Genomic DNA, 23,479 nt, shown 5'->3' with positions numbered 1-23,479 from the left:
CGGGGAAGGTGCCGCAGATGACTGAGGATCTGAAGAAGAGAGGTGGTCGGGAAGGTCCGTCGGACGGTCCCGACCACCCCAGCACGGACCGAGTGGTGTTCGGCGTCACCGCCGTCATCACCGTGGCCTTCGTGATCTGGGGCTGGGCTGCCACGGACTCGCTGGAGAGCGTGTCCACGAAGATGCTGAACGGCCTGATCCACAACGGCGGCTGGGCGTTCATGCTCGCGGCCTCGTGCTTCGTGGTCTTCGCGCTCTGGCTCGCGATCAGCCGCTACGGCCGCATCCACCTCGGCGCCGAGGGCGAGGAACCCGAGTTCAAGACCGTCTCCTGGGTCGCGATGATGTTCAGCGCCGGCATGGGCATCGGCCTGATGTTCTACGGCGTCAGCGAGCCGCTCTCGCACTACACGACCCCGCCCCCGGGCACGGACCCCGCCAACTCCGGCGAACGCATGGAGACGGCGATGGCCACCACCCTCTTCCACTGGACGCTGCACCCCTGGGCGATCTACGCGGTGGTCGGACTCGGCATCGCCTACAGCACCTTCCGCAAGCGCCGGCGCCAGACCATAAGCGCGGTCTTCACCCCGCTGATCGGGGAGAAGCACGCGAACGGCGCCGGCGGCCGGGTGATCGACATCCTCGCGATCATCGCCACCGTCTTCGGCTCCGCGGCCTCCCTGGGGCTCGGCGCCCTCCAGATCGGCTCCGGCTTCCAGGAACTGGACTGGATGGACGACGTGAGCACCGGTCTGCTCGTCGCGATCATCGCCGTGCTGACCCTCGCCTTCGTGGCCTCCGCCATCTCCGGCATCGAGCGGGGCATCCAGTGGCTGTCCAACACCAACATGGTGCTCGCCCTGATCCTCGCGGTCTTCGTGTTCATCGCGGGCCCCACGATCATCGTGCTCGACCTGCTGCCCACCTCGATCTTCGCCTACCTCGGCGACCTGCCCCAGCTCGCCGGCCGTACCGAGGCCAGCGGCGGCGAGGGCGTCGCGGACTGGCTCGGCAGCTGGACCGTCTTCTACTGGGCCTGGTGGATCTCCTGGACGCCGTTCGTCGGCATGTTCATCGCGCGGATCAGCCGCGGCCGCACCATCCGGCAGTTCGTCGGCGGTGTCATCCTCGTGCCCAGCACCGTCAGCCTGATCTGGTTCGCGATCTTCGGCGGTACGGCGATGAAGCTGAAGGAGGGCGGCGCGCTCGGCGGCGAGGACACCCCCGAGGGCCAGCTCTTCGGCGTCCTCCAGGAATTCCCCATCGCCACCGCCACCAGCCTGCTGGTGATGATCCTCGTCGGCATCTTCTTCGTCTCCGGGGCCGACGCCGCCTCCATCGTGATGGGCACCCTCTCCCAGAAGGGCGCCCTGGAACCCGGCCGCTTCGTCGTCGTGTTCTGGGGTGTGGTGACCGGAGCCGTCGCCGCCATCATGCTGCTCGTCGGCAGCGGCCAGGGCGACGCGCTCACCGGCCTGCAGAACCTCACGATCCTGGCCGCGGCGCCGTTCGTCCTCGTGATGATCGTCATGTGCGTCGCCCTCATGCGCGATCTGCGCCGCGACCCGGTCATCGTGCGCAACGAGATGGGTTCGGAGGCCGTGGAACTCGCCGTGATCGAGGGCCACAAGAGGTACGACGGCGACTTCGAGATCAGGGTCGGCCCGGGCCCCGGCACCGAGACCGAGGGCGACCCGCTGGGCCACGACCACGGCTGAGCGGGGCACCTGGGGGGGCGGAGGAGACGAGCCGTACGGCCGCCCGCGCCCCCCAGGTCCATCAACGCGCCCCCGGGTAACCGCGGATGTGGAGCCGGGGCGACGAGCGGAATATGTCATGCCGCGCTCATATCGGTCCCGTCCTGGGGATACTCACACCATGTCTGCCGAGTACGCGACCTTCGGCCTGGCACCGGCGATGCGTGCCGGTGGCGTCCTCGCCAACGGTGACTACCAGGTGCACCGGGACTTCGTGGACTTCATCGTCGACGGACGCCCGCTGCTGTTCCAGCTCTCCGACCTCGACGCCGTCTCCCCGCTCGCCTCCGACGTCCCGCCCGCCATCTTCACCGCCCAGGTCCGCAGCCTGCTCCTGGAGGCGGAAGCCCCACTTCCGGGCGGCCGGTACGTCATCTACGGCTGCCCCGACTGCGAGGACCTCGCCTGCGGCGCCGTCACCGCGCTCATCGACAAGGACGGCGACGACTACATCTGGCGGGACTTCGCCTGGCAGACCGACGAACACGCCGACCTGGAACTCAACGGCTACCACGGCATCGGCCCCTTCCGCTTCCGTGCCACCGAGTACCGCTCGGCGCTCGGCTCCCTCCTCGACCGGGACGCCGAGGCGCCACGCCGCCGCGTGCTCCTCATCGGCGCCCGCGTCGCCCTCCTGGCCAAGCTCGCCGCCGCCCTGCGCACCATCGGTATCGGCGCCGAGATCACCCACGACGTCAGCGGCGTCGCCGCCGACGAACTGCGCACCTACGGCGCGGTGGCCTTCGGCCGCGGCATCGGGGTGGAGCAGCGTGCCGCCGTGCGCCGCGCCTTCACGGACGCGGGCATCGAGGTGGCGTACGTCGACGGACTCGCGCCGATCGTGCCGTTGCTGGTCGCGCAGATCGAGCATGCGCTGGACCGCAGCCCTGCCGAGCAGCGCCGGCTGACGCGGCTGGTGGCCGCCGACGGGGAGGCGGGAGTCGAGGTCACCTCGCCGTGCCGGGTCCGGCTCACCGCGTATCGCGTCGACCGGCTGTACCGCACCCATGCGCATGAGGTGTTCGACGGAGTGCTGGAGGCGGGGCGGCACCGGATCGCGTTGGACGCCAGGGCGGTGAAGGGGGAGTCGTTCGTCGTGGCTCGGACGTCGGGGAGTGTGCTGGTGGAGGTGATGGCGAGGTAGTGCGCCGTCGAGGGTGCCGCGGTGTGTGGTGGGGCGGCTGCGGATTCGCTGTGGCTGGTCGCGCGGTTCCCCGCGCCCCTGTGAGGGCGTTGCCGGCCCCGGCGTCCTTACGCGCCGGAAAAACGCGGCGAGTGTGTGGCGGCTCGGCTATTAGGATCGCTCCCTGTGACCGCAACCCTCGTCGTCAAGAATCTCGCCGCCGGACACGGTGACCGTTCCCTGTTCAGTGGGCTCGACCTCGTCGTGGCGCCCGGAGATGTGATCGGGCTGGTCGGGGCCAACGGGGCGGGTAAGTCCACGTTGCTCCGGCTGCTCGCCGGGCTGCTCGTGCCGGAGGAGGGCGAGCTGCGGCTGTCCCCGCCGACCGCGACCGTCGGTCATCTCCCGCAGGAGCCCGAGCGGCGTCCCGGTGAGACCGTGCGGGCGTTCCTGGCCCGCCGTACCGGAGTCGCCGAGGCCCAGCGGGTGATGGACGAGGCGACGCAGGCCCTCGTCGACGGGGCACCGGGCGCGGACGACGCGTATGCGACGAGCCTGGAGCGCTGGCTGGACCTGGGCGGCGCCGACCTCGACGAACGGGCCGAGGAGGTCGCCGACTCCCTGGGACTGGCCGTCGACCTCGACCAGCCGATGACGTCCCTGTCGGGCGGCCAGGCGGCCCGCGCCGGGCTGGCCTCGCTGCTGCTGTCGCGCTACGACGTCTTCCTCCTCGACGAGCCGACGAACGACCTCGACCTCGACGGCCTGGAGCGCCTGGAACGCTTCGTCGGCGGCCTGCGCGCCGGGACGGTGGTCGTCAGCCACGACCGCGAGTTCCTCACCCGCACCGTCACCAAGGTCCTCGAACTCGACCTCGCCCAACGGCAGATCAACCTCTACGGCGGCGGCTACGAGGCCTACCTGGAGGAACGCGACGTGGCCCGCCGGCACGCCCGCGACGACTACGAGGAGTACGCCGACAAGAAGGCCGCCCTCCAGGACCGGGCCCAGACGCAGCGCGCCTGGATGGACAAGGGCGTCAAGAACGCCCGGCGCAAGGCGGGCAACGACAACGACAAGATCGGCCGCAAGTTCCGCAGCGAGGCCAGTGAGAAGCAGGCCGCGAAGGCCCGCCAGACCCAGCGCATGATCGAGCGCCTGGAGGTCGTCGAGGAGCCGCGCAAGGAGTGGGAACTGCGCATGGAGATCGCGTCGGCGCCCCGCTCGGGCGCGGTGGTCGCCACCCTGCGGGACGCCGAGGTACGACGCGGTGACTTCACTCTGGGCCCGGTGACCCTCCAGATCGACTGGGCGGACCGGGTGGCGGTCACCGGCGCCAACGGCGCGGGCAAGTCGACGCTGCTGGCCGCCCTGCTGGGCCGCGTCCCGCTGACCGCGGGACAGGCGCACCTCGGCTCCGGCGTCCTCATCGGCGAGGTCGACCAGGCCCGCAAGCTCTTCCACGGTGAGGAGTCCCTGCTGGACGCCTTCTGCGCCGCGGTCCCGGACACCGAACCGGCGGAAGTCCGCACCCTCCTGGCCAAGTTCGGCCTCAAGGCGGACCACGTCCTGCGCTCGGCGGCCACCCTCTCCCCGGGCGAACGGACCCGCGCCGCCCTGGCCCTACTCCAGGGCAGGGGCGTCAACCTCCTCGTCCTGGACGAACCCACCAACCACCTCGACCTGCCGGCCATCGAACAGCTGGAATCGGCCCTGGACGCCTACGAGGGCACGCTGCTCCTGGTCACCCACGACCGCCGCATGCTCGACGCCGTCCACGTCACCCGCCGCCTGGAGGTCGCCGACGGCAAGGTGACCGAACGCTAGGGCCTAGTCCGAGCCGAACCGGGTGGCCAGTCCCGGGTAGTCGACGACGAAGCCGTCCTCGTTGAACGCGATGTCCCTGCGGAAGTCCCCGGACACGAAGCGAACGCGGCCCCGGCCGAGAGCCGTGTACGTCTGCCGGGAGGCGGCCACGGTCAGATCCGGCACCGACACCCACGCCATCAGGAACTCCCGCTCCCCGGGCGTCAGATGGAGCTGGTGCCGCAGCACCGGCATCGTGTTGGTGAGCGGACACAGACCGAGGTCGCAGTCGAGCGCGCCGTCGACGTCGGGCAGCCGCGCCCCGTTCGCCGTCCACCGGCCCGCCCCGTCGCGCCGCAGATCGAGCAGGCGCGTGCCGCCCGCGTACTCGACGGTGACCTGCAGCCGACGCGTCACGAACCCCTCGGCCGTATCGAGTTCGTACGAGATCCAGTACGGCTCCGGAACCGTACCGACCGCCCGTCCACGCGCGCTCAGGGTGCCGTCGCCGGACTCGACCCAGGCGGTCTCGAAGCCCTCGCTCTCCGACACTTCCCAGGTGATGACGCGCGAAATCGGCATGACGTCACCCTACGGGCGAACCGGCCCGGACCCTCCGCGTCGTGGCGGAGAGCCCGGGCCCGTGTCGTCGCCTCAGCGCTTGCCCTTCTTGGGGTCGAGCAGACCCGCGCGGCGCAGTGCGTCGGCCATGGCGCTGTTCGCCGGAGGCGGCGCCTGACGCGAGCCGCCGCCACCCCCGCCCCCGCCACCGCCGCGGCCCTGACGCTGCTGCGGCGGGCGTCCGCCGCGCTGCCGGCGCTCGCCGCCGCCGCCCTGCTGCCCCTGAGGAGCCGCCTCGTCGTCGAGCCGCAGCGTGAGGGAGATCCGCTTGCGCGGGATGTCGACGTCCAGGACCTTCACCTTGACGATGTCACCGGGCTTCACCACGTCACGCGGGTCCTTGACGAACGTCTTCGACAGCGCGGAGACGTGTGCCAGACCGTCCTGGTGGACACCGACGTCGATGAACGCCCCGAAGGCGGCCACGTTCGTCACGACGCCCTCCAGGACCATGCCGGACGCCAGGTCCGAGATCTTCTCCACGCCCTCCTTGAAGGTGGCCGTCTTGAAGGCGGGCCGCGGGTCGCGTCCGGGCTTCTCCAGCTCCTTGAGGATGTCGGTCACGGTCGGCAGACCGAACGTCTCGTCCACGAAGTCGTTCGCCTTCAGCGACCGCAGCACACCCGTGTTGCCGATGAGCGCGGCCACCTCCTGACCGGACGTCTTCACCATGCGCCGGACGACCGGGTACGCCTCGGGGTGCACGCTGGACGCGTCCAGCGGGTCGTCGCCGCCACGGATCCGCAGGAAGCCCGCGCACTGCTCGTAGGCCTTCGGGCCGAGCCGTGCCACGTTCTTCAGCTGCGAGCGGGAGGTGAACGGGCCGTTCGCGTCCCGGTGGGAGACGATGTTCTCGGCGAGGCCGGAGGTGATGCCGGAGACGCGCGCGAGCAGCGGTGCGGAGGCGGTGTTGACGTCCACACCGACGCCGTTCACACAGTCCTCGACCACCGCGTCCAGCGAGCGCGACAGCTTCACCTCGGACAGGTCGTGCTGGTACTGGCCGACGCCGATCGACTTCGGGTCGATCTTCACCAGCTCGGCCAGCGGGTCCTGGAGGCGGCGCGCGATGGACACCGCGCCGCGCAGCGACACGTCCATGTCGGGCAGTTCTTGCGAGGCGAAGGCCGAGGCCGAGTACACGGAGGCGCCCGCCTCGGACACCATCACCTTGGTGAGCTTCAACTCCGGGTGCTTGGTGATGAGTTCACCGGCGAGCTTGTCCGTCTCGCGCGACGCCGTGCCGTTGCCGATCGCGATCAGGTCGACCGCGTGCTCCTTCGACAGCCGGGCCAGCTTGGCGATTGCCTCGTCCCACCTGTTGGCCGGGACGTGCGGGTGGATGACGTCGGTGGCCACCACCTTGCCGGTCGCGTCCACCACGGCGACCTTGACGCCCGTACGGAAGCCCGGGTCCAGGCCCAGCGTCGCGCGCGTGCCGGCCGGGGCGGCGAGCAGCAGGTCGCGGAGGTTCGCCGCGAACACGCCCACGGCCTCGTCCTCGGCGGCGGTGCGCAGGCGCAGCCGCAGGTCGATGCCGAGATGGACGAGGATGCGGGTCCGCCAGGCCCAGCGGACGGTGTCCGTCAGCCACTTGTCGGCGGGACGGCCGCGGTCGGCGATCTGGAACTTGTGGGCGACGATGCCCTCGTACGACGACGGGCCGTCGGTCGGCTCCTCGGGCTCCAGGACGAGGTCGAGGACCTCCTCCTTCTCACCGCGGAGCATCGCCAGGATGCGGTGCGAGGGCAGCTCGGTGAACGGCTCGGCGAAGTCGAAGTAGTCGGCGAACTTCGCGCCCGCCTCCTCCTTGCCCTCCCGCACCTTCGCGGCCAGCCGACCGCGCACCCACATGCGCTCACGCAGCTCACCGATGAGGTCGGCGTCCTCCGAGAACCGCTCCGTGAGGATCGCCCGGGCGCCGTCCAGGGCCGCCTGCGGGTCGGCGACGCCCTTGTCGGCGTCTACGAAGGCCGAGGCGGCGGCGAGGGGCTCGACGGTCGGGTCGCCGAGCAGGCCTTCGGCGAGCGGCTCCAGCCCGGCCTCACGAGCGATCTGCGCCTTGGTCCTGCGCTTGGGCTTGTACGGCAGATAGATGTCCTCGAGCCGCGCCTTGGTCTCGGCGCCGCGGATCCGGGCCTCCAGGTCGTCGGTGAGCTTGCCCTGCTCGCGCACCGACTCGAGGATCGCCGTCCGCCGCTCCTCCAGCTCCCGCAGGTAGCGAAGCCGCTCCTCGAGCGTGCGCAGCTGCGCGTCGTCGAGCATCTCGGTCGCTTCCTTGCGGTAGCGGGCGATGAAAGGCACCGTCGAACCGCCGTCGAGCAGCTCCACGGCAGCCTTCACCTGCCGCTCTCGTACGCCGAGCTCCGCGGCGATCCTGCCTTCGATGGACCCTACGAGGGGTGTCGTCACGATCCCGTCCCGCCTTCTCACTGAGGTTGCGCGGCAATTGTGGCAGGTGGCACCGACAACCGGGGATCAGGGAGGCGACGCGGCCCGTCGCGGCGGGTCGGAATCAAGCCCTACGACTGCGTGTACTGCTCGAGGCACCTCCGAAGAGCCGAGCCAGAGCCCGGAACGGCAACGTCACGACGGTGGCGATGGCACCGCCTATCTGCCGGAGCACGTCTGCGATTGCACGGAACACGTGATTACTCCTTCCTCAGGTTGAGGAACGAGTACCGCGACTTGGGCGGGCTATGCGATGCCGTGCCCTTCGGCCCGTCCGGCGTTCGAGGACAAGACCGGCCCCCTTCAGCCCGTCCGGCGTTTGAGGACGAGGCCGAAGGCCGATAGGGGGTCCAGGGGGCAGGGCCCCCTGGCGGGGTCGAAGGGGCGGAGCCCCTTCAAGGGATGGGACGGGTAGGGGCGGCGGGGGCGAAAGACGGGTTCAGGACCTGCCGAGGAGGTCCGGGGGGAACGCGCCCGCTGCCACCGCCGCTCGTGCGAACTCCGCGCCGAGTTCCGTCAACCGCCCGACCCCCTCCACCCCAAGGTGCTCATACGGCGCCCGGTCGAGCCGATCCGTCTCGGCTTCGATCTGCTCGCGCAGCGCGACCCCCTCCGCCGTCAACCCGCCCGCCTCGTCCAGAAGACCACGCCCCCGCAGCCGGTCGCACGCCGCGTCCCAGTCCTCCTGGCTCCAGCCACGCGTGGTGAACACCCACTTCGGCGTCATCCCCTTCCCGGTCGCCGTGTGGGTGACGACGGCCTCCAGCCCGTCCAGCCCGGCCGACATCAACACGGCGAGATGCCCGTCACCGCGGTGCTCCCGCAGCAGCGTCGTGGCGTGGAAAAAAGCCAGGTGCGCCTCATCGGGCACCGCCAGATCCGCATGGGCCGAGTACAACGGCCGCGCACTGCGGGAGCACGCCTCGGTCGCGCGCAGGGCGAGCCCGGCGGCTTCCGTCATCTGCGGGGACGTGACGGCGTCGTCGCCCAGCAGCCGCCGCAGCGCCGCGTCCACCGCACGCGCGCGTGCCGCCAGGACGTCCTCGGGCGAGGCGACGGCCCAGACCGCTGGGACATGCCGGGCCACCAGGTCGTGCTTGTAGTTGTAGAACGTCGCCGTCACCGCCCCCGCCCCGACCGGCCCCAGCGCGGCCGCCCGCACCGCGAAGTTGACGGCCCTGGGGTGCGTGATCCCGAGGGCGCCCAGCTCCTTGCCCAGCTCGGGCGCGAAGTAGGACGTCGAGTGCAGGGAGTTGAGCATGTTGTGGCAGCGACGGCCGGCACGCGGCTCCAGGGCGGCAGTAGTCATGGGCGGGAGGTTACCAACCGCTTGGTACGTTCCGGAGAGTCCGAGCGCCCTCATGGCAGGAAAGGTGGGGATCCCGTCATTGTGGTCATGGCGCCGGCCCCGAAGAATCGATGGCATGGCGCAGCGAACCGTTCTCCTCGTTCTCTTCGACGGCGTACAGAGCCTCGACGTCACCGGCCCGCTGGAGGTCTTCGCCGGGGCGGAGAAGCACCGGCCGGGCACCTATCGCATCCGCACGGCCTCCCTGGACGGCGGCCCCGTCCGCGCGTCCAGCGGCCTGACCGTCGTACCGGACGAAGCCCTCGCCGACGTGTCCGACCCGCACACCCTCCTCGTGCCGGGCGGCGAGGGCACCCGCGCGCCCCGGCCCGAGCTGGTCGAATGGCTGCGTGCGCACGGCCCTCGCGCCGAGCGTCTGGTCTCCGTCTGCACCGGCGCCATCCTGCTCGCGGGGGCGGGCCTGCTGGACGGTCGCCGTGCCACGACCCACTGGGCGTACTGCGACAAGCTCGCCCGGGACCACCCCGAGGTGCAGGTCGACCCGGACCCCATCTTCGTGCGTGACGGTCGCGTGGCCACCTCCGCCGGTGTCACCTCCGGCATCGACCTGGCGCTCGCCCTGGTCGAGGAGGACCTGGGCCGGGACGTGGCCCTCGGCATCGCCCGGCACCTGGTGGTGTTCCTGCGCCGCCCCGGCAACCAGGCCCAGTTCAGTGCCCAGCTGGCCGCCCAGACCGCCCGCCGCGAACCCCTGCGCGAGGTCCAGCGCTGGATCACCGAGCACCCCGACACCGATCTGAGCGTCGAGTCCCTCGCCACCCGCGCCAGCCTCTCCCCGCGCCACTTCGCCCGCGCCTTCCAGGCCGAGACCGGGATGACGCCCGGCCGGTACGTGGACCGGGTCCGCCTCGAACACGCCCGCCGCCTGCTGGAGGACACCACGGACGGCGTCGAGGAGATCTCCCGGGCCAGCGGCTACGGCACCCCTGAGGCCATGCGGCGCGCCTTCGTCAAGTCCCTCGGGGCGGCCCCGGCCGAGTACCGCCGCCGGTTCCACCCCGTACCGGCCCACTGAGACCCCGCCGAAAGGAAGCACCGTGCAGATCGCCATGGTCCTCTACGACCGCTTCACCGCCCTCGACATCGTGGGGCCCTACGAGGCGCTGAGCCGCCTACCGGACGTACAGGTCGACTTCGTCGCCCAGGCGGCGGGGCCCGTGCGGGCCGACACGGGGTTCCTCGCCCTCACGGCCGACAAGGCGCTCGCCGACGTACCGCACCCCGACGTGGTCGTGGTGCCGGGCGGGCCCGGGACCTTCACCGAGGTCGAGAACGAGGCCCTCCTGGAGTGGCTCAGGACCGCCGACGCCACCAGCACCTGGACGACCTCCGTGTGCAGCGGTTCGCTGCTGCTCGGTGCCGCAGGCCTCCTGGAGGGACGTCGAGCCACCTCCCACTGGCTCACCCTCGACTTCCTGCCGCAGTACGGCGCCGAACCCACGGGCGAGCGGGTCGTACCGGACGGCAAGTACATCACCGCGGCCGGCGTCTCCTCCGGCATCGACATGGGGCTGACCCTGGTCGGGAAGATCGCCGGTGACGAACACGCCCAGGCCGTCCAGCTGTTGACCGAGTACGACCCCCAGCCGCCCTACGACGCCGGCTCCCCGCAGAAGGCGCCCGCGCACCTCGTCGAGGAGTTCCGCACCAACAGCCGCTTCAGCCTGACGTAGGAACGTTCCAGGTGAAGCGCGGCTGCCTGCGCTCCAGGAACGCGGCGACGCCCTCCGCGGTGTCGCCGCTTCCGCGCGCCTGCTCCGCCCAGTGCTCGTCGCGGTCGGTGCGCCCGTCCGCGAACTCCTTCGCCGCGGCCTGCGTCAGCTGGGAGCGCGACACCAGGATCCGGGTGAACTCCGTCACCCGCTTGCCGAGTTCACCCTCGGGCAGCACCTCGTCCACCAGGCCCGTGCGCAGCGCCCGCCCGGCGTCGATCAACTCACCCGAGAACAGGAGGTACTTGGTGGCCGCGGGCCCCACCAGCGACGCCAACCGCCGGGTGGAGGAGGCCGGATAGACGATCCCGAGCTTGGCCGGCGTCACCCCGAACAGCGCACCGTCCTCGGCGAACCGCAGATCGCACGCCGCCGCCAGCTGGGACCCGCCCCCCACACAGTGCCCCCGGATCGCCGCCAGCGTCGGCTTCGGGAAGGCGGCCAGCGCCTCCTCGGCGGCCACGGCAAGACCCTGCGCCTCCTGGGGCGACCCCTCGAGCGTGGAGATGTCGGCGCCCGCGCAGAACGTCCCGCCCTCACCGGTCAGCACCAGCGCCCGTACGGCCGGATCGGCGGCCAGCGTGCCGAGCAGCGGCGGCAGCGCCCGCCACATCGCGGCCGTCATCGCGTTGCGCTTGGCCGGATGGTGGATGACGACGGTGGCCACCGAGTCGGTGACGCTGTGCAACAGCTGGGGCTCCATGGGCCGGATGCTATCCGGGGGCCTCGAAGTCCATCAGGTAGTGGGGTACACGGGAACAGACCGATACGGGAGGCGCTCATGACGAGGTCCACCAAACCCACGGGCGAGGCGGCGAAACTCCGGCGCGGCTTCAGCTGGCTCGGCGTCCTCGGCGTACTGCTGGTCGTCGGCGGACTGGTCGGGCTGCTCTACACCGCGTTCGCCACGCTGACCTCGATGCTGCTGTTCGGCTGGCTGCTGCTGATCGGTGGGGTCGTCGGTCTGGGGCACGCGGTCCAGGCGCGCGGCACCAACTTCTTCTGGCTCGGCGTGGTGGTCGCGGCGCTGAACATCGCGGCCGGCGTGGTCGTGATCCGAAGGCCGGAGGCGGCGGCCGAGGCGCTGGCCATGTTCGCCGCCCTGTTGTTCCTCACGGGCGGGCTGTTCCGGCTGGTCGGCAGCCTGGTGGTGCGCGGTCCACAGATGGGCTGGACCCTGTTGCAGGGCGCCTTCGACCTGTTCCTCGGCATCCTGGTGCTGAGTGCCTGGCCCAGCAGCCGGTACATCATCGGGACGCTGTTCTCCCTCGCCCTCCTCTTCGACGGACTCGGCCTGATCGCGACCGGCTACGGAGGACGCCGGGTCGTCAGCATGGTCTCCGAGCAGCTGATCACCGAGAGTGACGGCCGGGACGGGTCCGAGGGCGGCGGCGACAAACCCGTACAACCCGAATAGTTCGCGAAGTCGGCACAAGCGGCGCCGGAGCGGTCCCACAACTGACCGTGTCATACGCCAACGGTCAGAAACGCTCGATACCCGCTGACTTGTGTTCAGTTCCACGGTCCGGACCTGCGCGTTACCAACACTCGACGTGTGGTGACAATCGAGCGCGAGGGTGGCGACCGGACGATGGAGAACCACGGGCGCGGGTCCGGCCCACGCCCAGGAGGTGGCGCGGACGAGTCGCTCGTCCAGCGGCCGCCGCATCCACTGCCGTACGAGGGCGTCTGGCGGTTCACCGCCCCAGCCGTCGACGCCTCGGTCCCGCAGGCCCGGCACGCGGTCCGGGACCTGCTGTACCGCCAGGGCGTGCCGGTACCGGACGATCTGGTGCAGGGAGTGCTGCTGATCGTGTCGGAGCTGGTCACGAACGCCGTCCGGCACGCGGCGCTGCTGTCCCCGACGCTCGCCGTGGAGGTCGCCGTCGGCGCCGAGTGGCTACGGGTCTCGGTGGAGGACAACCACCCCTACCGCCCGACCGCCCTGGAGGCCGACCACGGCCGGACCGGCGGGCGCGGGCTGCTCCTGGTCCGCGAGGTGACCCGGGAGGCGGGCGGTGTGTGCGACGTCGAGCACACGGCGAGCGGCGGCAAGGTGATCTGGGCCGCCGTCCCGCTCAAACCCGTGCGCGTGCCCTAGGACGACTCCGCAGTCCTCGTCACCAGCCGGCCGAGGGACCCGTCAGCTCCCTGACCGCGGGGCGGGCCGCGTCGAGGACGGTCATGAACCAGGACGAGAAGGTGTCCTTCGCGTGGCGCTCCGCCAGCTCGGCGGGCGTCACGAAGGCCGTGTCGCCGACCTCCTCCGGATCCGGGCGCAGCGGGGCCTGCACCAGGCCGACGAAGAGGTGGTTGTACTCCTGCTCCACCAGGCCCGAGTCCGGGTCCGGGTGGTTGTAGCGGACCGTGCCCGCCTCGGCGAGCAGGGACGGGGAGACACCGAGCTCCTCGAACGTCCGGCGGGCCGCGGCCGCGAAGGGCGCCTCGCCGGGGTAGGGGTGGCCGCAGCAGGTGTTGGACCAGACGCCGGGGGAGTGGTACTTGCCGAGCGCCCGCTGCTGGAGCAGCAGCCGGCCGTGCTCGTCGAAGAGGAACACGGAGAAGGCGCGGTGCAGCTGACCGGGAGGCTGGTGGGCGGCGAGCTTCTCCGCGGTGCCGATCGTCACACCGTTCTCGTCGACCAGTTCCAGCAAAATCGCGTCTGCGGTGCCGTTCGACGCACGGTGCGTCGCGGTGGCAGGTGTGATCGGCATACCCATCCTTCGCCTCGGTCTTGCGCCCCAAGTGTGCCGTACGAATCCGGCACTCCCGGCAGTTGATCGTGCCCGGCGCGGCGGGTACGGAACCGCACGAAGGGGTGCTGTGGGCATGAGGACGCGACCGACCACCGGATCGCTGCATTCCGTCCGTACTGACGTTTTGTCGGACCGTACGGTTGTTTCAGTGGCAGAGCCGGGCCTCGTGCTCCGCGTGCCCGACCGGCTCCAGCTGGAAGGTGCAGTGCTCCACGTCGAAGTGGTCGCCGAGGCAGCCCTGGAGCTCGTGCAGCATCTTCTCGTGGCCGATCGCGTTCAGGACGTCGGAGCGCACCACCACATGGGCGGACAGCACGGGCATGCCGGAGGTGATCGTCCAGGCGTGCAGATCGTGGACGTCCTCGACGCCGTCCAGCGCGAGTATGTGGGCCCGTACCTCCGTCATGTCGACGCCCTTCGGGGCCGCCTCCAGCAGCACGTCGAGGGTTTCGCGCAGCAGCTTGAAGGTACGCGGCACGATCATCAGGCCGATCACCAGCGAGGCGATCGGGTCGGCGGCCTGCCAGCCGGTGGTGAGGATCACCGCCGCCGAGATCAGCACCGCGAGCGAGCCCAGCGCGTCCGCGGCCACCTCCAGGAAGGCGCCGCGCACGTTCAGGCTCTCCTTCTGGCCCCGCATCAGCAGCGTCAGGGAGACCATGTTCGCGACCAGGCCGATCGCACCGAACACGATCATGAGGCCGCCCTCAGTGTCCGCGGGCGTGAAGAACCGCTGGACCGCCTCGTACAGGACGTAGCCGCCGACGCCGAGCAGGAGCAGACAGTTGGCGAGCGCGGCGAGGATCTCCGCGCGGGCGTAGCCGAAGGTGCGCGTCGTGCTCGGCGGCCGGTTCGCGAAGTGGATGGCGAGCAGTGCCATACCCAGGCCGAGCGCGTCGGTCGCCATGTGCGCCGCGTCCGCGATCAGGGCGAGCGAGTCCGCCGCCACCCCGCCGATGATCTCGACCACCATGACGCCGAGCGTGATCGACAGCGCCACGCGCAGTCTCCCGCGGTACGCGGCAGCCGCCGTACCGCTCGTAGGCACGTGCGAGTGCCCGTGATCGTGCCCAGCCCCCATGGGAAAGCCGCCCTTCCGTGGTCCGTCCGACGATCGGAATGTCCGTCCGGGATCACAGTGAACTACGGGTGGGGGGTATCGGGCAACGCGGCACTGAACACCGTTGTCATGTGCCCTGACCTGCGGAAACGATCCGCAGGTCAGGGCCCTGCATGATCAGTTGCCCGGTCGGTCGCCGTGGTGCAGGAGCCACCCCTGCCATGCCGACTCGACCATCTCGCGTACCCCGCGCCGGGCCGTCCAGCCGAGCCTGTCCGCGGCGAGTGCGGCCGAGGCGACCGCGCGCGGCGCGTCGCCGGGACGCCGGGCCTCGACGACGGCGGGGCGCGCGTCGCCGGTGACCTCGCCGATGACGGTGATCAGCTCGCGTACGGAGACGCCCTCGCCGCGGCCGATGTTGACGGTCAGATCGCCGCCGGCGTCCGGTGCGGTGAGCCGCCGGGCCGCCGCCAGGTGGGCCTCGGCGAGGTCGGCGACATGGATGTAGTCACGGATACAGGTGCCGTCCGGCGTCGGGTAGTCGTCGCCGAAGATCCGCGGGGCCTCGTCGCGGGTGAGCCGGTCGAAGACCATGGGGACGATGTTGAAGACGCCGGTGTCGGCCAGCTCGGGCGAGGCGGCGCCCGCGACGTTGAAGTAGCGCAGACAAACGGTGGAGATCCCGTGCGCGTGGCCGGCCGCCCGCACCAGCCACTCCCCGGCGAGCTTGGTCTCGCCGTACGGGTTCACCGGCGCGCACGGGGTGTCCTCCGTGATGAGATCCACATCCGGGCTGCCGTAGACCGCGGCGGAGGACGAGAACACGAACCGCTGGATGCCCGCCTCGGCGACCGCTTCCAGGAGCGTGGCCAGACCGCCCACGTTCTCCCGGTAGTAGCGCGTCGGCTCCGCCACGGACTCGCCGACCTGCTTGCGCGCCGCGAGATGCACCACACCTGTCACCGCGTGCTCGGCGAACACGCGTTTCAGCAGGTCACCGTCGAGGGACGAGCCCTCGACAAGGGGGACGTGAGCGGGGAGCCGCGCGGGTCGCCCGGCCGAGAGGTCGTCCAGGACGAGGATCTGCTCGCCGGCATCGGTCATGGCCCGCGCCACATGTGCTCCGATGTAGCCGGCTCCGCCTGTGATCAGCCATGTCATGGTCGCCCACCCTATGCCGGGGTGCCATCGGTGGAACCAATGTCCTCGATGTCCCGTCTGTGAGTACGAGTTTGTGGGCGGGGCCCCGGATCCCCGATGATGATCGCGGCAATGCGCTGGGCAAACCGCGTTGATCGCTCCGCCAAACGGGTGGTGAACGTCGGCTTCCATCCATCCGATAGCCTCTGCCGACACGCCGCCCGGGCGGGCCCTGTCGTCGAGGGGACGTCTGCCGGGCGACGCCTGGCACGACAGGGCCCCCGCCAACGGGCGCCGCCACCCACGTACATGACCGGCGCGGACACGCCGGCACCCAGGGAGTGAGTTCGGTTGTCGACCGCCATCCTCACCGGTCAGCCGGTCCCCGGATCGCAGATCGAGGGCGATCTGCGGTCCCTCGGCTATGACGTGCGGGCCGCCGCCGACGCCGCCGACGCCGAGACGCTCCTCGCCCAGGTGCCCGGCGACCAGCGGGTCGCCGTCGTCGACGCCCGCTTCGTCGGCCACCCGCACGCACTGCGTCTCGGCCTGACCGACCCCCGCTTCCCGCTCGCCGCGATCCCCGGCGCCGTGACGGCCCAGCCGGCCGGACGCCAGGCCCTGACCCGCGCGATGGCCCGCGAGAACTCCGCGGGCGGCGGCACGGCGGTCGCCGTCGACAGCCTCGCCGACCGCATCGTCACCGCCCTCGACGACGAGGGCACCGACGTCCACCGCCCCGAGCTCGGCAGCCTGGTCGCCGCCGTCCCGGCCGACCCGCAGGCCCGCAACGAGGCACGGCAGGCCGTCGCCGCCGTCGACGACGAGGCCGTACGCCTGAAGTCGGCCGTGAAGTCCCGCGACGGGTTCTTCACGACCTACTGCGTCAGCCCGTACTCCCGCTACATCGCCCGCTGGTGCGCCCGCCGGGGCCTGACCCCGAACCAGGTCACCACCGCTTCCCTGATCACCGCGCTCATCGCGGCGGGCTGCGCGGCCACCGGCACCCGCGGCGGGTTCGTCGCGGCCGGCCTGCTGCTGATCTTCTCGTTCGTCCTGGACTGCACCGACGGCCAGCTCGCCCGCTACTCCCTGCAGTACTCCACGCTCGGCGCCTGGCTGGACGCCACCTTCGACCGGGCCAAGGAGTACGCCTACTACGCCGGTCTCGCCCTCGGCGCGGCCCGTGGCGGCGACGACGTCTGGGCCCTCGCCCTCGGCGCGATGGTCCTGCAGACCTGCCGGCACGTCGTGGACTTCTCCTTCAACGAGGCCAACCACGACGCCACCGCCAACACGAGCCCCACGGCCGCCCTCTCCGACAAGCTCGACAGCGTCGGCTGGACGGTGTGGGTGCGCCGGATGATCGTCCTGCCGATCGGCGAGCGCTGGGCGATGATCGCGGTGCTCACGGCGGCCACGACTCCTCGGATCACCTTCTACGCGCTGCTCATCGGCTGCGCCTTCGCCGCGACGTACACCACGGCGGGCCGCGTACTGCGCTCGCTGACCCGCAAGGCCCGCCGGACCGACCGGGCGGCACAGGCGCTGGCGGACCTCGCGGACAGCGGGCCGCTCGCCGAGGCATTGGCACGAGCGCTGCGCAAGCTGCCCGCAAAGCCGCCGTTCGGCGCCCGCGTCCTCGTCGCCCTGCCCGGCGCGGCCCTTCTGTTCCTCGCGGCGGCACTGGAGCCGTACGGCAGCGCGCTGCCGGTCGCGGCAGCCGTCCTCTACGTGCTCACCTCGGCCGCCGCCGTCGCCCTGCCCCTCAAGGGCGCCCTCGACTGGCTGGTCCCCCCGATCTTCCGCGCCGCCGAATACGGCACCGTCCTCGTCCTCGCGGCCAAAGCGGACGTGAACGGAGCCCTTCCTGCGGCTTTCGGGCTGGTGGCCGCGGTCGCCTACCATCACTACGACACGGTGTACCGCATCCGCGGCAACGCCGGAGCGCCCCCGGCCTGGCTGGTGCGCGCCATCGGGGGGCACGAAGGACGGACGCTGCTCGTCACCGTCCTCGCCGCGGTGCTCTCCGCCTCGCAGTTCAGTGTCGCGCTCACGGTGCTCGCCGTGGCCGTGGCCCTCGTGGTGCTCGTCGAGAGCATCCGCTTCTGGGTGTCCTCCGGGGCGCCCGCCGTACACGATGAAGGAGAACCCGCATGATCGGCCTCGTGCTGGCGGCTGGCGCCGGACGGCGTCTGCGCCCCTACACCGACAGCCTTCCGAAGGCTCTGGTGCCGGTGGGGCCCGCGGGCATAGAGGGCGAACCCACGGTTCTCGATCTGACCCTCGGCAACTTCGCCGAGATCGGTCTCACCGAGGTCGCGATCATCGTCGGCTACCGCAAGGAAGCGGTGTACGAGCGCAAGGCCGCGCTGGAGGCGAAGTACGGCCTCAAGCTCACCCTCATCGACAACGACAAGGCCGAGGAGTGGAACAACGCCTACTCCCTGTGGTGCGGCCGTGACGCCCTCAAGGACGGCGTGATCCTCGCCAACGGCGACACCGTGCACCCGGTCTCCGTCGAGAAGACGCTGCTCGCCGCCCGCGGCGAAGGCAAGAGGATCATCCTCGCGCTGGACACGGTGAAGAGCCTGGCCGACGAGGAGATGAAGGTCGTCGTCGACCCCGAGAAGGGCATGACGAAGATCACCAAGCTGATGGACCCGGCCGAGGCGACCGGCGAGTACATCGGCGTGACGCTGATCGAGGGCGACGCCGCCCCCGAGCTGGCCGACGCCCTGAAGACCGTGTGGGAGACCGACCCGCAGCAGTTCTACGAGCACGGCTACCAGGAGCTCGTGAACCGCGGCTTCCGCATCGACGTGGCGCCGATCGGCGACGTCAAGTGGGTGGAGATCGACAACCACGACGATCTCGCCCGTGGACGGGAGATCGCGTGCCAGTACTGACCCGGCTGATTCCCTCGCCCGTCGTCGTCGACATCCGCCCGGGTGCCCTCGACGACCTGGGCGGTGTGCTCGCCGACGAACGCATCTCGCACTCCGGCAAGCTGGCCGTCGCGGTCAGCAACGGTTCCGGTGCCCGGCTGCGGGAGCGGCTCGCCCCCGCGCTGCCCGGCGCCAGCTGGTACGAGGTCGGCGGCGGCACCCTCGACGACGCGGTGCGGCTGGCCAGTGACATAAAGGCCGGCCACTACGACGCCGTCGTCGGGCTCGGCGGCGGCAAGATCATCGACTGCGCCAAGTTCGCCGCGGCGCGCGTCGGCCTGCCCCTGGTCGCCGTACCGACGAACCTCGCGCACGACGGTCTGTGCTCGCCGGTCGCCACCCTCGACAACGACGCGGGCCGCGGCTCGTACGGCGTGCCGAACCCGATCGCGGTCGTCATCGACCTCGACGTCATCCACGAGGCCCCGGCCCGCTTCGTGCGCGCCGGCATCGGCGACGCGATCTCCAACATCTCCGCCATCGCGGACTGGGAGCTCGCCAACCGCGTCAACGGCGAGAAAATCGACGGCCTCGCCGCCGCGATCGCCCGCCAGGCCGGCGAGGCGGTGCTGCGGCACCCCGGCGGTATAGGGGACACCGAGTTCCTCCAGGTACTCGCCGAGGCGCTGGTGCTCAGCGGTATCGCCATGTCGGTGTCGGGTGACTCCCGCCCGTCCTCCGGCGCGTGCCACGAGATCAACCACGCCTTCGACCTGCTGTTCCCCAAGCGTGCCGCCGCCCACGGCGAGCAGTGCGGACTGGGCGCGGCCTTCGCGATGTACCTGCGCGGAGCCCACGAGGAGTCGGCCTTCATGGCCGAGGTGCTGCGTCGGCACGGGCTGCCCGTACTGCCGGCGGAGATCGGCTTCACGGACGACGAGTTCGTCCGCGCCGTGGAGTTCGCTCCGCAGACCCGGCCCGGCCGCTACACGATCCTCGAACACCTCGACCTGACAACCGACCAGATCAAGGACATCTACGCCGACTATGTCAAGGCCATCGGTAGCTGAACTCCGCCCCGTCGTTCACCCCGCGGGGGTGAAGGACCGGCGCAGCGGTGAGCACTGGATGGGACGCCTCTACATGCGTGAGGTGTCCCTGCGGGTCGACCGCTACCTGGTGAACACCAGGGTCACGCCCAACCAGCTCACGTACCTGATGACCGTCTTCGGTGTGCTCGCGGCCCCGGCACTTCTGGTGCCGGGGATCCCGGGTGCCGTGCTGGGCGTGGTGTGCGTCCAGATGTATCTGCTGCTCGACTGCGTCGACGGCGAGATCGCGCGCTGGAAGAAGCAGTACTCGCTGAGCGGCGTCTACCTCGACCGCGTCGGCGCCTACCTCACCGATGCCGCCGTGCTCGTCGGCTTCGGACTGCGCGCCGCCGACCTGTGGGGCAGCGGCCGTATCGACTGGCTGTGGGCCTTCCTCGGCACGCTGGCCGCGCTCGGCGCCATCCTGATCAAGGCCGAGACCGACCTGGTCGGCGTCGCCCGGCACCAGGCCGGCAAGCCGCCGGTGCAGGAGGCGGCGTCCGAGATGCGCTCCTCCGGCATGGCCCTGGCCCGCAAGGCCGCCGCCATGCTCAAGTTCCACCGGCTGATCCTCGGCATCGAGGCCTCGCTGCTGATCCTGGTCCTGGCGATCGTCGACCAGGCCCGCGGCGACCTGTTCTTCACCCGGCTCGGCGTCGCCGTCCTCGCCGGCATCGCGCTGCTCCAGACCCTGCTGCACCTCGTGTCCATCCTCGCCTCCAGCAGGCTGAAGTGAACGGCATGAAGGTCGGCGCGGTCATCATCACGATGGGCAACCGCCCCGACGAACTGCGCGCCCTCCTCGACTCGGTCGCCAAGCAGGACGGCGACCGCGTCGAGGTGGTCGTCGTCGGCAACGGCTCCCCGGTCCCGGACGTCCCCGAGGGCGTCCGCACCATCGAGCTGCCCGAGAACCTCGGCATCCCCGGTGGCCGCAACGTCGGCATCGAGGCCTTCGGCCCCAGCGGCCGCGACGTCGACGTCCTGCTCTTCCTCGACGACGACGGCCTGCTCGCCCACCACGACACCGCCGAGCTGTGCCGCAAGGCGTTCGAGGCCGACCCGAAGCTCGGCATCATCAGCTTCCGCATCGCCGACCCGGAGACCGGCGTCACCCAGCGCCGCCATGTGCCGCGGCTGCGGGCCTCCGACCCGATGCGCTCCTCCCGGGTGACCACGTTCCTGGGCGGCGCCAACGCCGTCCGTACGCAGGTCTTCGCCGAAGTCGGCGGGCTCCCGGACGAATTCTTCTACGCCCATGAGGAAACCGACCTGGCATGGCGGGCCCTCGACGCGGGCTGGATGATCGACTACCGGTCCGACATGGTGCTGTACCACCCGACGACCGCGCCCTCGCGGCACGCGGTCTACCATCGCATGGTCGCCCGCAACCGCGTCTGGCTGGCCCGCCGAAACCTTCCGGCCCTCCTCGTTCCGGTCTATCTGGGCGTCTGGATGCTGCTCACCCTCGTCCGCCGCCCGTCCCGCTCCGCCCTCAAGGCATGGTTCGGCGGATTCCGGGAAGGGTGGACCACCTCGTGCGGTCCCCGCCGGCCCATGAAGTGGCGTACGGTGTGGCGGCTGACTCGACTGGGCCGACCTCCCGTCATCTGACAAGCTCGGTCCTGAGAGCCCCCGGGCCGTACCCCGGCTCCAGGTTCATGCCAGGCCCGCACAGGCCGCGCATCTCGAAGACGAAAGTTTCCACAGGTGAGTGAGACAACGCACGACGGCGGAGTCGCGGTGAGCGCGCCTCCGTCGCCCGACGAGGGACTCACGGCGGCCCAGCTGGCCGCCAAGCACGGGCTGACCGTGAGCGGCGCCCGCCCCTCGCTGTTCGAGTACGTCCGCCAGCTCTGGGACCGGCGGCACTTCATCCTCGCGTTCTCGCGGGCGAAGCTGACCGCCCAGTACAGCCAGGCGAAGCTCGGCCAGCTCTGGCAGGTGGCCACGCCGCTGCTGAACGCGGCCGTGTACTTCTTCATCTTCGGCATGCTGCTGGGCGCCCGGGAGGGCATCCCGAGCGACATCTACGTGCCGTTCCTGGTGACCGGCGTGTTCGTCTTCACCTTCACCCAGAGCTCGGTGCTCGCGGGTGTGCGTGCCATCTCCGGCAACCTGGGTCTGGTCCGCGCACTGCACTTCCCCCGGGCCTCGCTGCCGCTGTCGTTCGCGCTCCAGCAGCTCCAGCAGCTGCTCTACTCCATGATCGTGCTCGTCGTGATCATGATGGCGTTCGGTAGCTTCCCCGACCTGTCCTGGCTGCTCGTCCTGCCCGCGCTGACGCTGCAGTTCGTGTTCAACTCGGGACTCGCTCTGATCTTCGCCCGCATGGGCAGCAAGACCCCCGACCTGGCCCAGCTGATGCCGTTCCTCCTGCGTACCTGGATGTACGCGTCCGGCGTGATGTTCAGCATCCCGGCGATGCTCGCGGACAAGAACTGGCCGGGCTGGATCACCGACGTCCTGCAGTGGAACCCCGCCGCGATCTACATGGACCTGGTCCGGTTCGCGATGATCGACGGATACGACTCCTCGTTCCTGCCGGCGCATGTGTGGGCCTTCGCGCTGGGCTGGGCGGTGCTGGCGGGCGGAGTCGGCTTCGTCTACTTCTGGAAGGCGGAAGAGAGGTACGGCCGTGGCTGACCCCGTAAAGGACGCGGAGCGCATCCCCACCGTCATCGCGGACGAGCTGCACATCGTCTACCGCGTCAACGGCGCGAAGTCCGGCAAGGGCAGCGCCACCGCCGCCCTGAGCCGCATCCTCAAGCGCGGCGAGGAGCGGGGCGTGCGCAAGGTGCACGCCGTCCGGGGCGTCTCCTTCGTCGCCTACCGGGGCGAGGCCATCGGCCTGATCGGCTCCAACGGCTCCGGCAAGTCCACGCTGCTGCGTGCCATCGCCGGCCTGCTCCCGGCGGAGAAGGGCAAGGTCTACACCGACGGCCAGCCCTCCCTGCTCGGCGTGAACGCGGCCCTGATGAACGACCTCACGGGCGAGCGCAACGTCATATTGGGCGGGCTCGCCATGGGCATGTCCCGAGAGCAGATCAAGGAGCGCTACCAGGAGATCGTCGACTTCTCGGGCATCAACGAGAAGGGCGACTTCATCACGCTCCCCATGCGCACCTATTCCTCCGGTATGGCGGCCCGTCTGCGCTTCTCCATCGCCGCCGCCAAGGACCACGACGTCCTCATGATCGACGAGGCGCTGGCCACCGGCGACCGCAAGTTCCAGAAGCGCTCCGAGGAACGCATCCGTGAACTGCGCAAGGAAGCCGGCACCGTTTTCCTCGTCAGCCACAACAACAAGTCGATCCGAGACACCTGCAACCGCGTCCTGTGGCTGGAACGCGGCGAGCTGCGCATGGACGGACCGACGGACGAGGTCCTCAAGGAGTACGAGAAGTTCACGGGCAAGTAGTCCACCCCCGTATGGGCCGTGTGGCCCAGGACGCTTCGCAGGGCCCTGCCGGAACTGCCCCGGCGGGGCCCCGCGTCTGCAAAGGAAACGTCAACTCCGCCTGGCCTCGGGAACCTTGACGCCAATCGGTGTGTTGTTGTGATGTGCAGGACACCCCCACGGGCCCGGCCCCGTTGTACAACGTAAGCTGTACCGGTACCGAAACGCGGCAAGTGGGGCGATACCGAACGACACCCCCGCGCAGGGCCGCGGCGCGGACGGCCGGGCGGCGTGTCCGAAAT

At 70.7% G+C, this 23,479-nt stretch carries 22 protein-coding genes; 14 read left to right on the top strand and 8 right to left on the bottom strand.

Annotated elements, in window-relative coordinates:
* The first annotated feature begins 17 nt into the window (after positions 1 to 17).
* The 3 genes from AQJ67_RS02520 to AQJ67_RS02510 all read left to right on the top strand — a co-directional run bounded on the left by AQJ67_RS02520 (position 18) and on the right by AQJ67_RS02510 (position 4,710).
* Complete coding sequence (locus tag AQJ67_RS02520; protein ID WP_062716285.1) at positions 18 to 1,721, top strand: BCCT family transporter; 1,704 nt, start codon at positions 18 to 20, stop codon at positions 1,719 to 1,721.
* A gap of 160 nt (positions 1,722 to 1,881) precedes the next feature.
* Positions 1,882 to 2,904: a hypothetical protein gene (locus AQJ67_RS02515; protein WP_062716284.1), complete on the top strand. Its 1,023-nt coding sequence runs from the start codon at positions 1,882 to 1,884 to the stop codon at positions 2,902 to 2,904.
* A 165-nt stretch (positions 2,905 to 3,069) separates the two neighbouring features.
* Positions 3,070 to 4,710 carry an ABC-F family ATP-binding cassette domain-containing protein gene (locus AQJ67_RS02510; RefSeq protein ID WP_062716283.1) on the top strand — a complete coding sequence of 547 codons (1,641 nt, stop codon included), beginning with the start codon at positions 3,070 to 3,072 and terminating at the stop codon, positions 4,708 to 4,710.
* 3 nt (positions 4,711 to 4,713) lie between these two features.
* On the opposite strand, the gene AQJ67_RS02505 is transcribed toward AQJ67_RS02510, so the two are convergent.
* From AQJ67_RS02505 to AQJ67_RS02495, 4 genes are all read right to left on the bottom strand, one after another.
* The gene (locus tag AQJ67_RS02505) at positions 4,714 to 5,271 is read right to left on the bottom strand and encodes a putative glycolipid-binding domain-containing protein (protein ID WP_062716282.1); all 558 of its coding nucleotides are present in this window, start codon (positions 5,269 to 5,271) and stop codon (positions 4,714 to 4,716) included.
* Positions 5,272 to 5,343: 72 nt separating this feature from the next.
* On the bottom strand, positions 5,344 to 7,722 hold the full coding sequence (locus AQJ67_RS02500; RefSeq protein ID WP_062716281.1) for a Tex family protein: 2,379 nt from the start codon (positions 7,720 to 7,722) through the stop codon (positions 5,344 to 5,346).
* A gap of 103 nt (positions 7,723 to 7,825) precedes the next feature.
* Entirely contained in the window at positions 7,826 to 7,957 is a 132-nt protein-coding gene (locus AQJ67_RS50115) for an LPFR motif small protein (protein ID WP_252100478.1), read from the bottom strand.
* A 243-nt stretch (positions 7,958 to 8,200) separates the two neighbouring features.
* Positions 8,201 to 9,070: an SCO6745 family protein gene (locus AQJ67_RS02495; RefSeq protein WP_062716280.1), complete on the bottom strand. Its 870-nt coding sequence runs from the start codon at positions 9,068 to 9,070 to the stop codon at positions 8,201 to 8,203.
* 115 nt (positions 9,071 to 9,185) lie between these two features.
* Between AQJ67_RS02495 and AQJ67_RS02490 the strand changes: the two genes are divergently transcribed.
* Positions 9,186 to 10,145, top strand: coding sequence for a GlxA family transcriptional regulator (locus AQJ67_RS02490; RefSeq protein ID WP_062716279.1), 960 nt, complete (start codon positions 9,186 to 9,188; stop codon positions 10,143 to 10,145).
* Positions 10,146 to 10,167: 22 nt separating this feature from the next.
* A complete protein-coding gene (locus AQJ67_RS02485; protein ID WP_062716278.1) occupies positions 10,168 to 10,803 on the top strand; it encodes a DJ-1/PfpI family protein in 636 nt (211 codons plus the stop codon).
* Here AQJ67_RS02485 and AQJ67_RS02480 read toward each other — a convergent pair.
* On the bottom strand, positions 10,790 to 11,545 hold the full coding sequence (locus AQJ67_RS02480; RefSeq protein ID WP_062716277.1) for an enoyl-CoA hydratase/isomerase family protein: 756 nt from the start codon (positions 11,543 to 11,545) through the stop codon (positions 10,790 to 10,792). The two genes, AQJ67_RS02485 and AQJ67_RS02480, sit on opposite strands and share 14 nt — an antisense overlap.
* A gap of 78 nt (positions 11,546 to 11,623) precedes the next feature.
* Between AQJ67_RS02480 and AQJ67_RS02475 the strand changes: the two genes are divergently transcribed.
* Both AQJ67_RS02475 and AQJ67_RS02470 read left to right on the top strand, forming a co-directional pair.
* The gene (locus AQJ67_RS02475) at positions 11,624 to 12,259 is read left to right on the top strand and encodes an HdeD family acid-resistance protein (protein ID WP_062716276.1); all 636 of its coding nucleotides are present in this window, start codon (positions 11,624 to 11,626) and stop codon (positions 12,257 to 12,259) included.
* A gap of 174 nt (positions 12,260 to 12,433) precedes the next feature.
* On the top strand, positions 12,434 to 12,943 hold the full coding sequence (locus tag AQJ67_RS02470; protein ID WP_062716275.1) for an ATP-binding protein: 510 nt from the start codon (positions 12,434 to 12,436) through the stop codon (positions 12,941 to 12,943).
* 19 nt (positions 12,944 to 12,962) lie between these two features.
* Here AQJ67_RS02470 and idi read toward each other — a convergent pair whose 3' ends face one another.
* The 3 genes from idi to galE form a co-directional block, all read right to left on the bottom strand.
* Positions 12,963 to 13,556, bottom strand: coding sequence for an isopentenyl-diphosphate Delta-isomerase (idi, locus tag AQJ67_RS02465; RefSeq protein WP_062716274.1), 594 nt, complete (start codon positions 13,554 to 13,556; stop codon positions 12,963 to 12,965).
* A gap of 187 nt (positions 13,557 to 13,743) precedes the next feature.
* Positions 13,744 to 14,679, bottom strand: a complete 936-nt coding sequence (locus tag AQJ67_RS02460) for a cation diffusion facilitator family transporter (RefSeq protein ID WP_062716273.1) — start codon at positions 14,677 to 14,679, stop codon at positions 13,744 to 13,746.
* Between the two features lie 156 nt (positions 14,680 to 14,835).
* Positions 14,836 to 15,819: a UDP-glucose 4-epimerase GalE gene (galE, locus tag AQJ67_RS02455; protein WP_062716272.1), complete on the bottom strand. Its 984-nt coding sequence runs from the start codon at positions 15,817 to 15,819 to the stop codon at positions 14,836 to 14,838.
* Positions 15,820 to 16,149: 330 nt separating this feature from the next.
* Here galE and AQJ67_RS02450 point away from each other — a divergent pair, with 330 nt between their 5' ends.
* The 7 genes from AQJ67_RS02450 to AQJ67_RS02420 all read left to right on the top strand — a co-directional run bounded on the left by AQJ67_RS02450 (position 16,150) and on the right by AQJ67_RS02420 (position 23,198).
* Positions 16,150 to 17,958, top strand: coding sequence for a DUF5941 domain-containing protein (locus tag AQJ67_RS02450; RefSeq protein WP_062716271.1), 1,809 nt, complete (start codon positions 16,150 to 16,152; stop codon positions 17,956 to 17,958).
* Positions 17,955 to 18,707: a phosphocholine cytidylyltransferase family protein gene (locus AQJ67_RS02445; protein ID WP_062716270.1), complete on the top strand. Its 753-nt coding sequence runs from the start codon at positions 17,955 to 17,957 to the stop codon at positions 18,705 to 18,707. The genes AQJ67_RS02450 and AQJ67_RS02445 overlap by 4 nt, the downstream gene beginning before the upstream one ends.
* Complete coding sequence (locus AQJ67_RS02440) at positions 18,695 to 19,756, top strand: iron-containing alcohol dehydrogenase family protein (RefSeq protein WP_062716269.1); 1,062 nt, start codon at positions 18,695 to 18,697, stop codon at positions 19,754 to 19,756. The genes AQJ67_RS02445 and AQJ67_RS02440 overlap by 13 nt, the downstream gene beginning before the upstream one ends.
* Entirely contained in the window at positions 19,734 to 20,513 is a 780-nt protein-coding gene (locus tag AQJ67_RS02435; protein WP_079055724.1) for a CDP-alcohol phosphatidyltransferase family protein, read from the top strand. The genes AQJ67_RS02440 and AQJ67_RS02435 overlap by 23 nt, the downstream gene beginning before the upstream one ends.
* Before the next feature lie 5 nt (positions 20,514 to 20,518).
* Positions 20,519 to 21,391, top strand: a complete 873-nt coding sequence (locus tag AQJ67_RS02430) for a glycosyltransferase family 2 protein (protein WP_062716268.1) — start codon at positions 20,519 to 20,521, stop codon at positions 21,389 to 21,391.
* Between the two features lie 96 nt (positions 21,392 to 21,487).
* Entirely contained in the window at positions 21,488 to 22,423 is a 936-nt protein-coding gene (locus AQJ67_RS02425; protein WP_062716267.1) for an ABC transporter permease, read from the top strand.
* Positions 22,416 to 23,198, top strand: a complete 783-nt coding sequence (locus AQJ67_RS02420) for an ABC transporter ATP-binding protein (protein WP_062716266.1) — start codon at positions 22,416 to 22,418, stop codon at positions 23,196 to 23,198. The genes AQJ67_RS02425 and AQJ67_RS02420 overlap by 8 nt, the downstream gene beginning before the upstream one ends.
* The last annotated feature ends 281 nt before the right edge of the window (positions 23,199 to 23,479 follow it).

Source organism: Streptomyces caeruleatus, assembly GCF_001514235.1.
Lineage (GTDB): Bacteria > Actinomycetota > Actinomycetes > Streptomycetales > Streptomycetaceae > Streptomyces > Streptomyces caeruleatus.
This window is presented reverse-complemented; position numbering and strand designations above follow the sequence as displayed.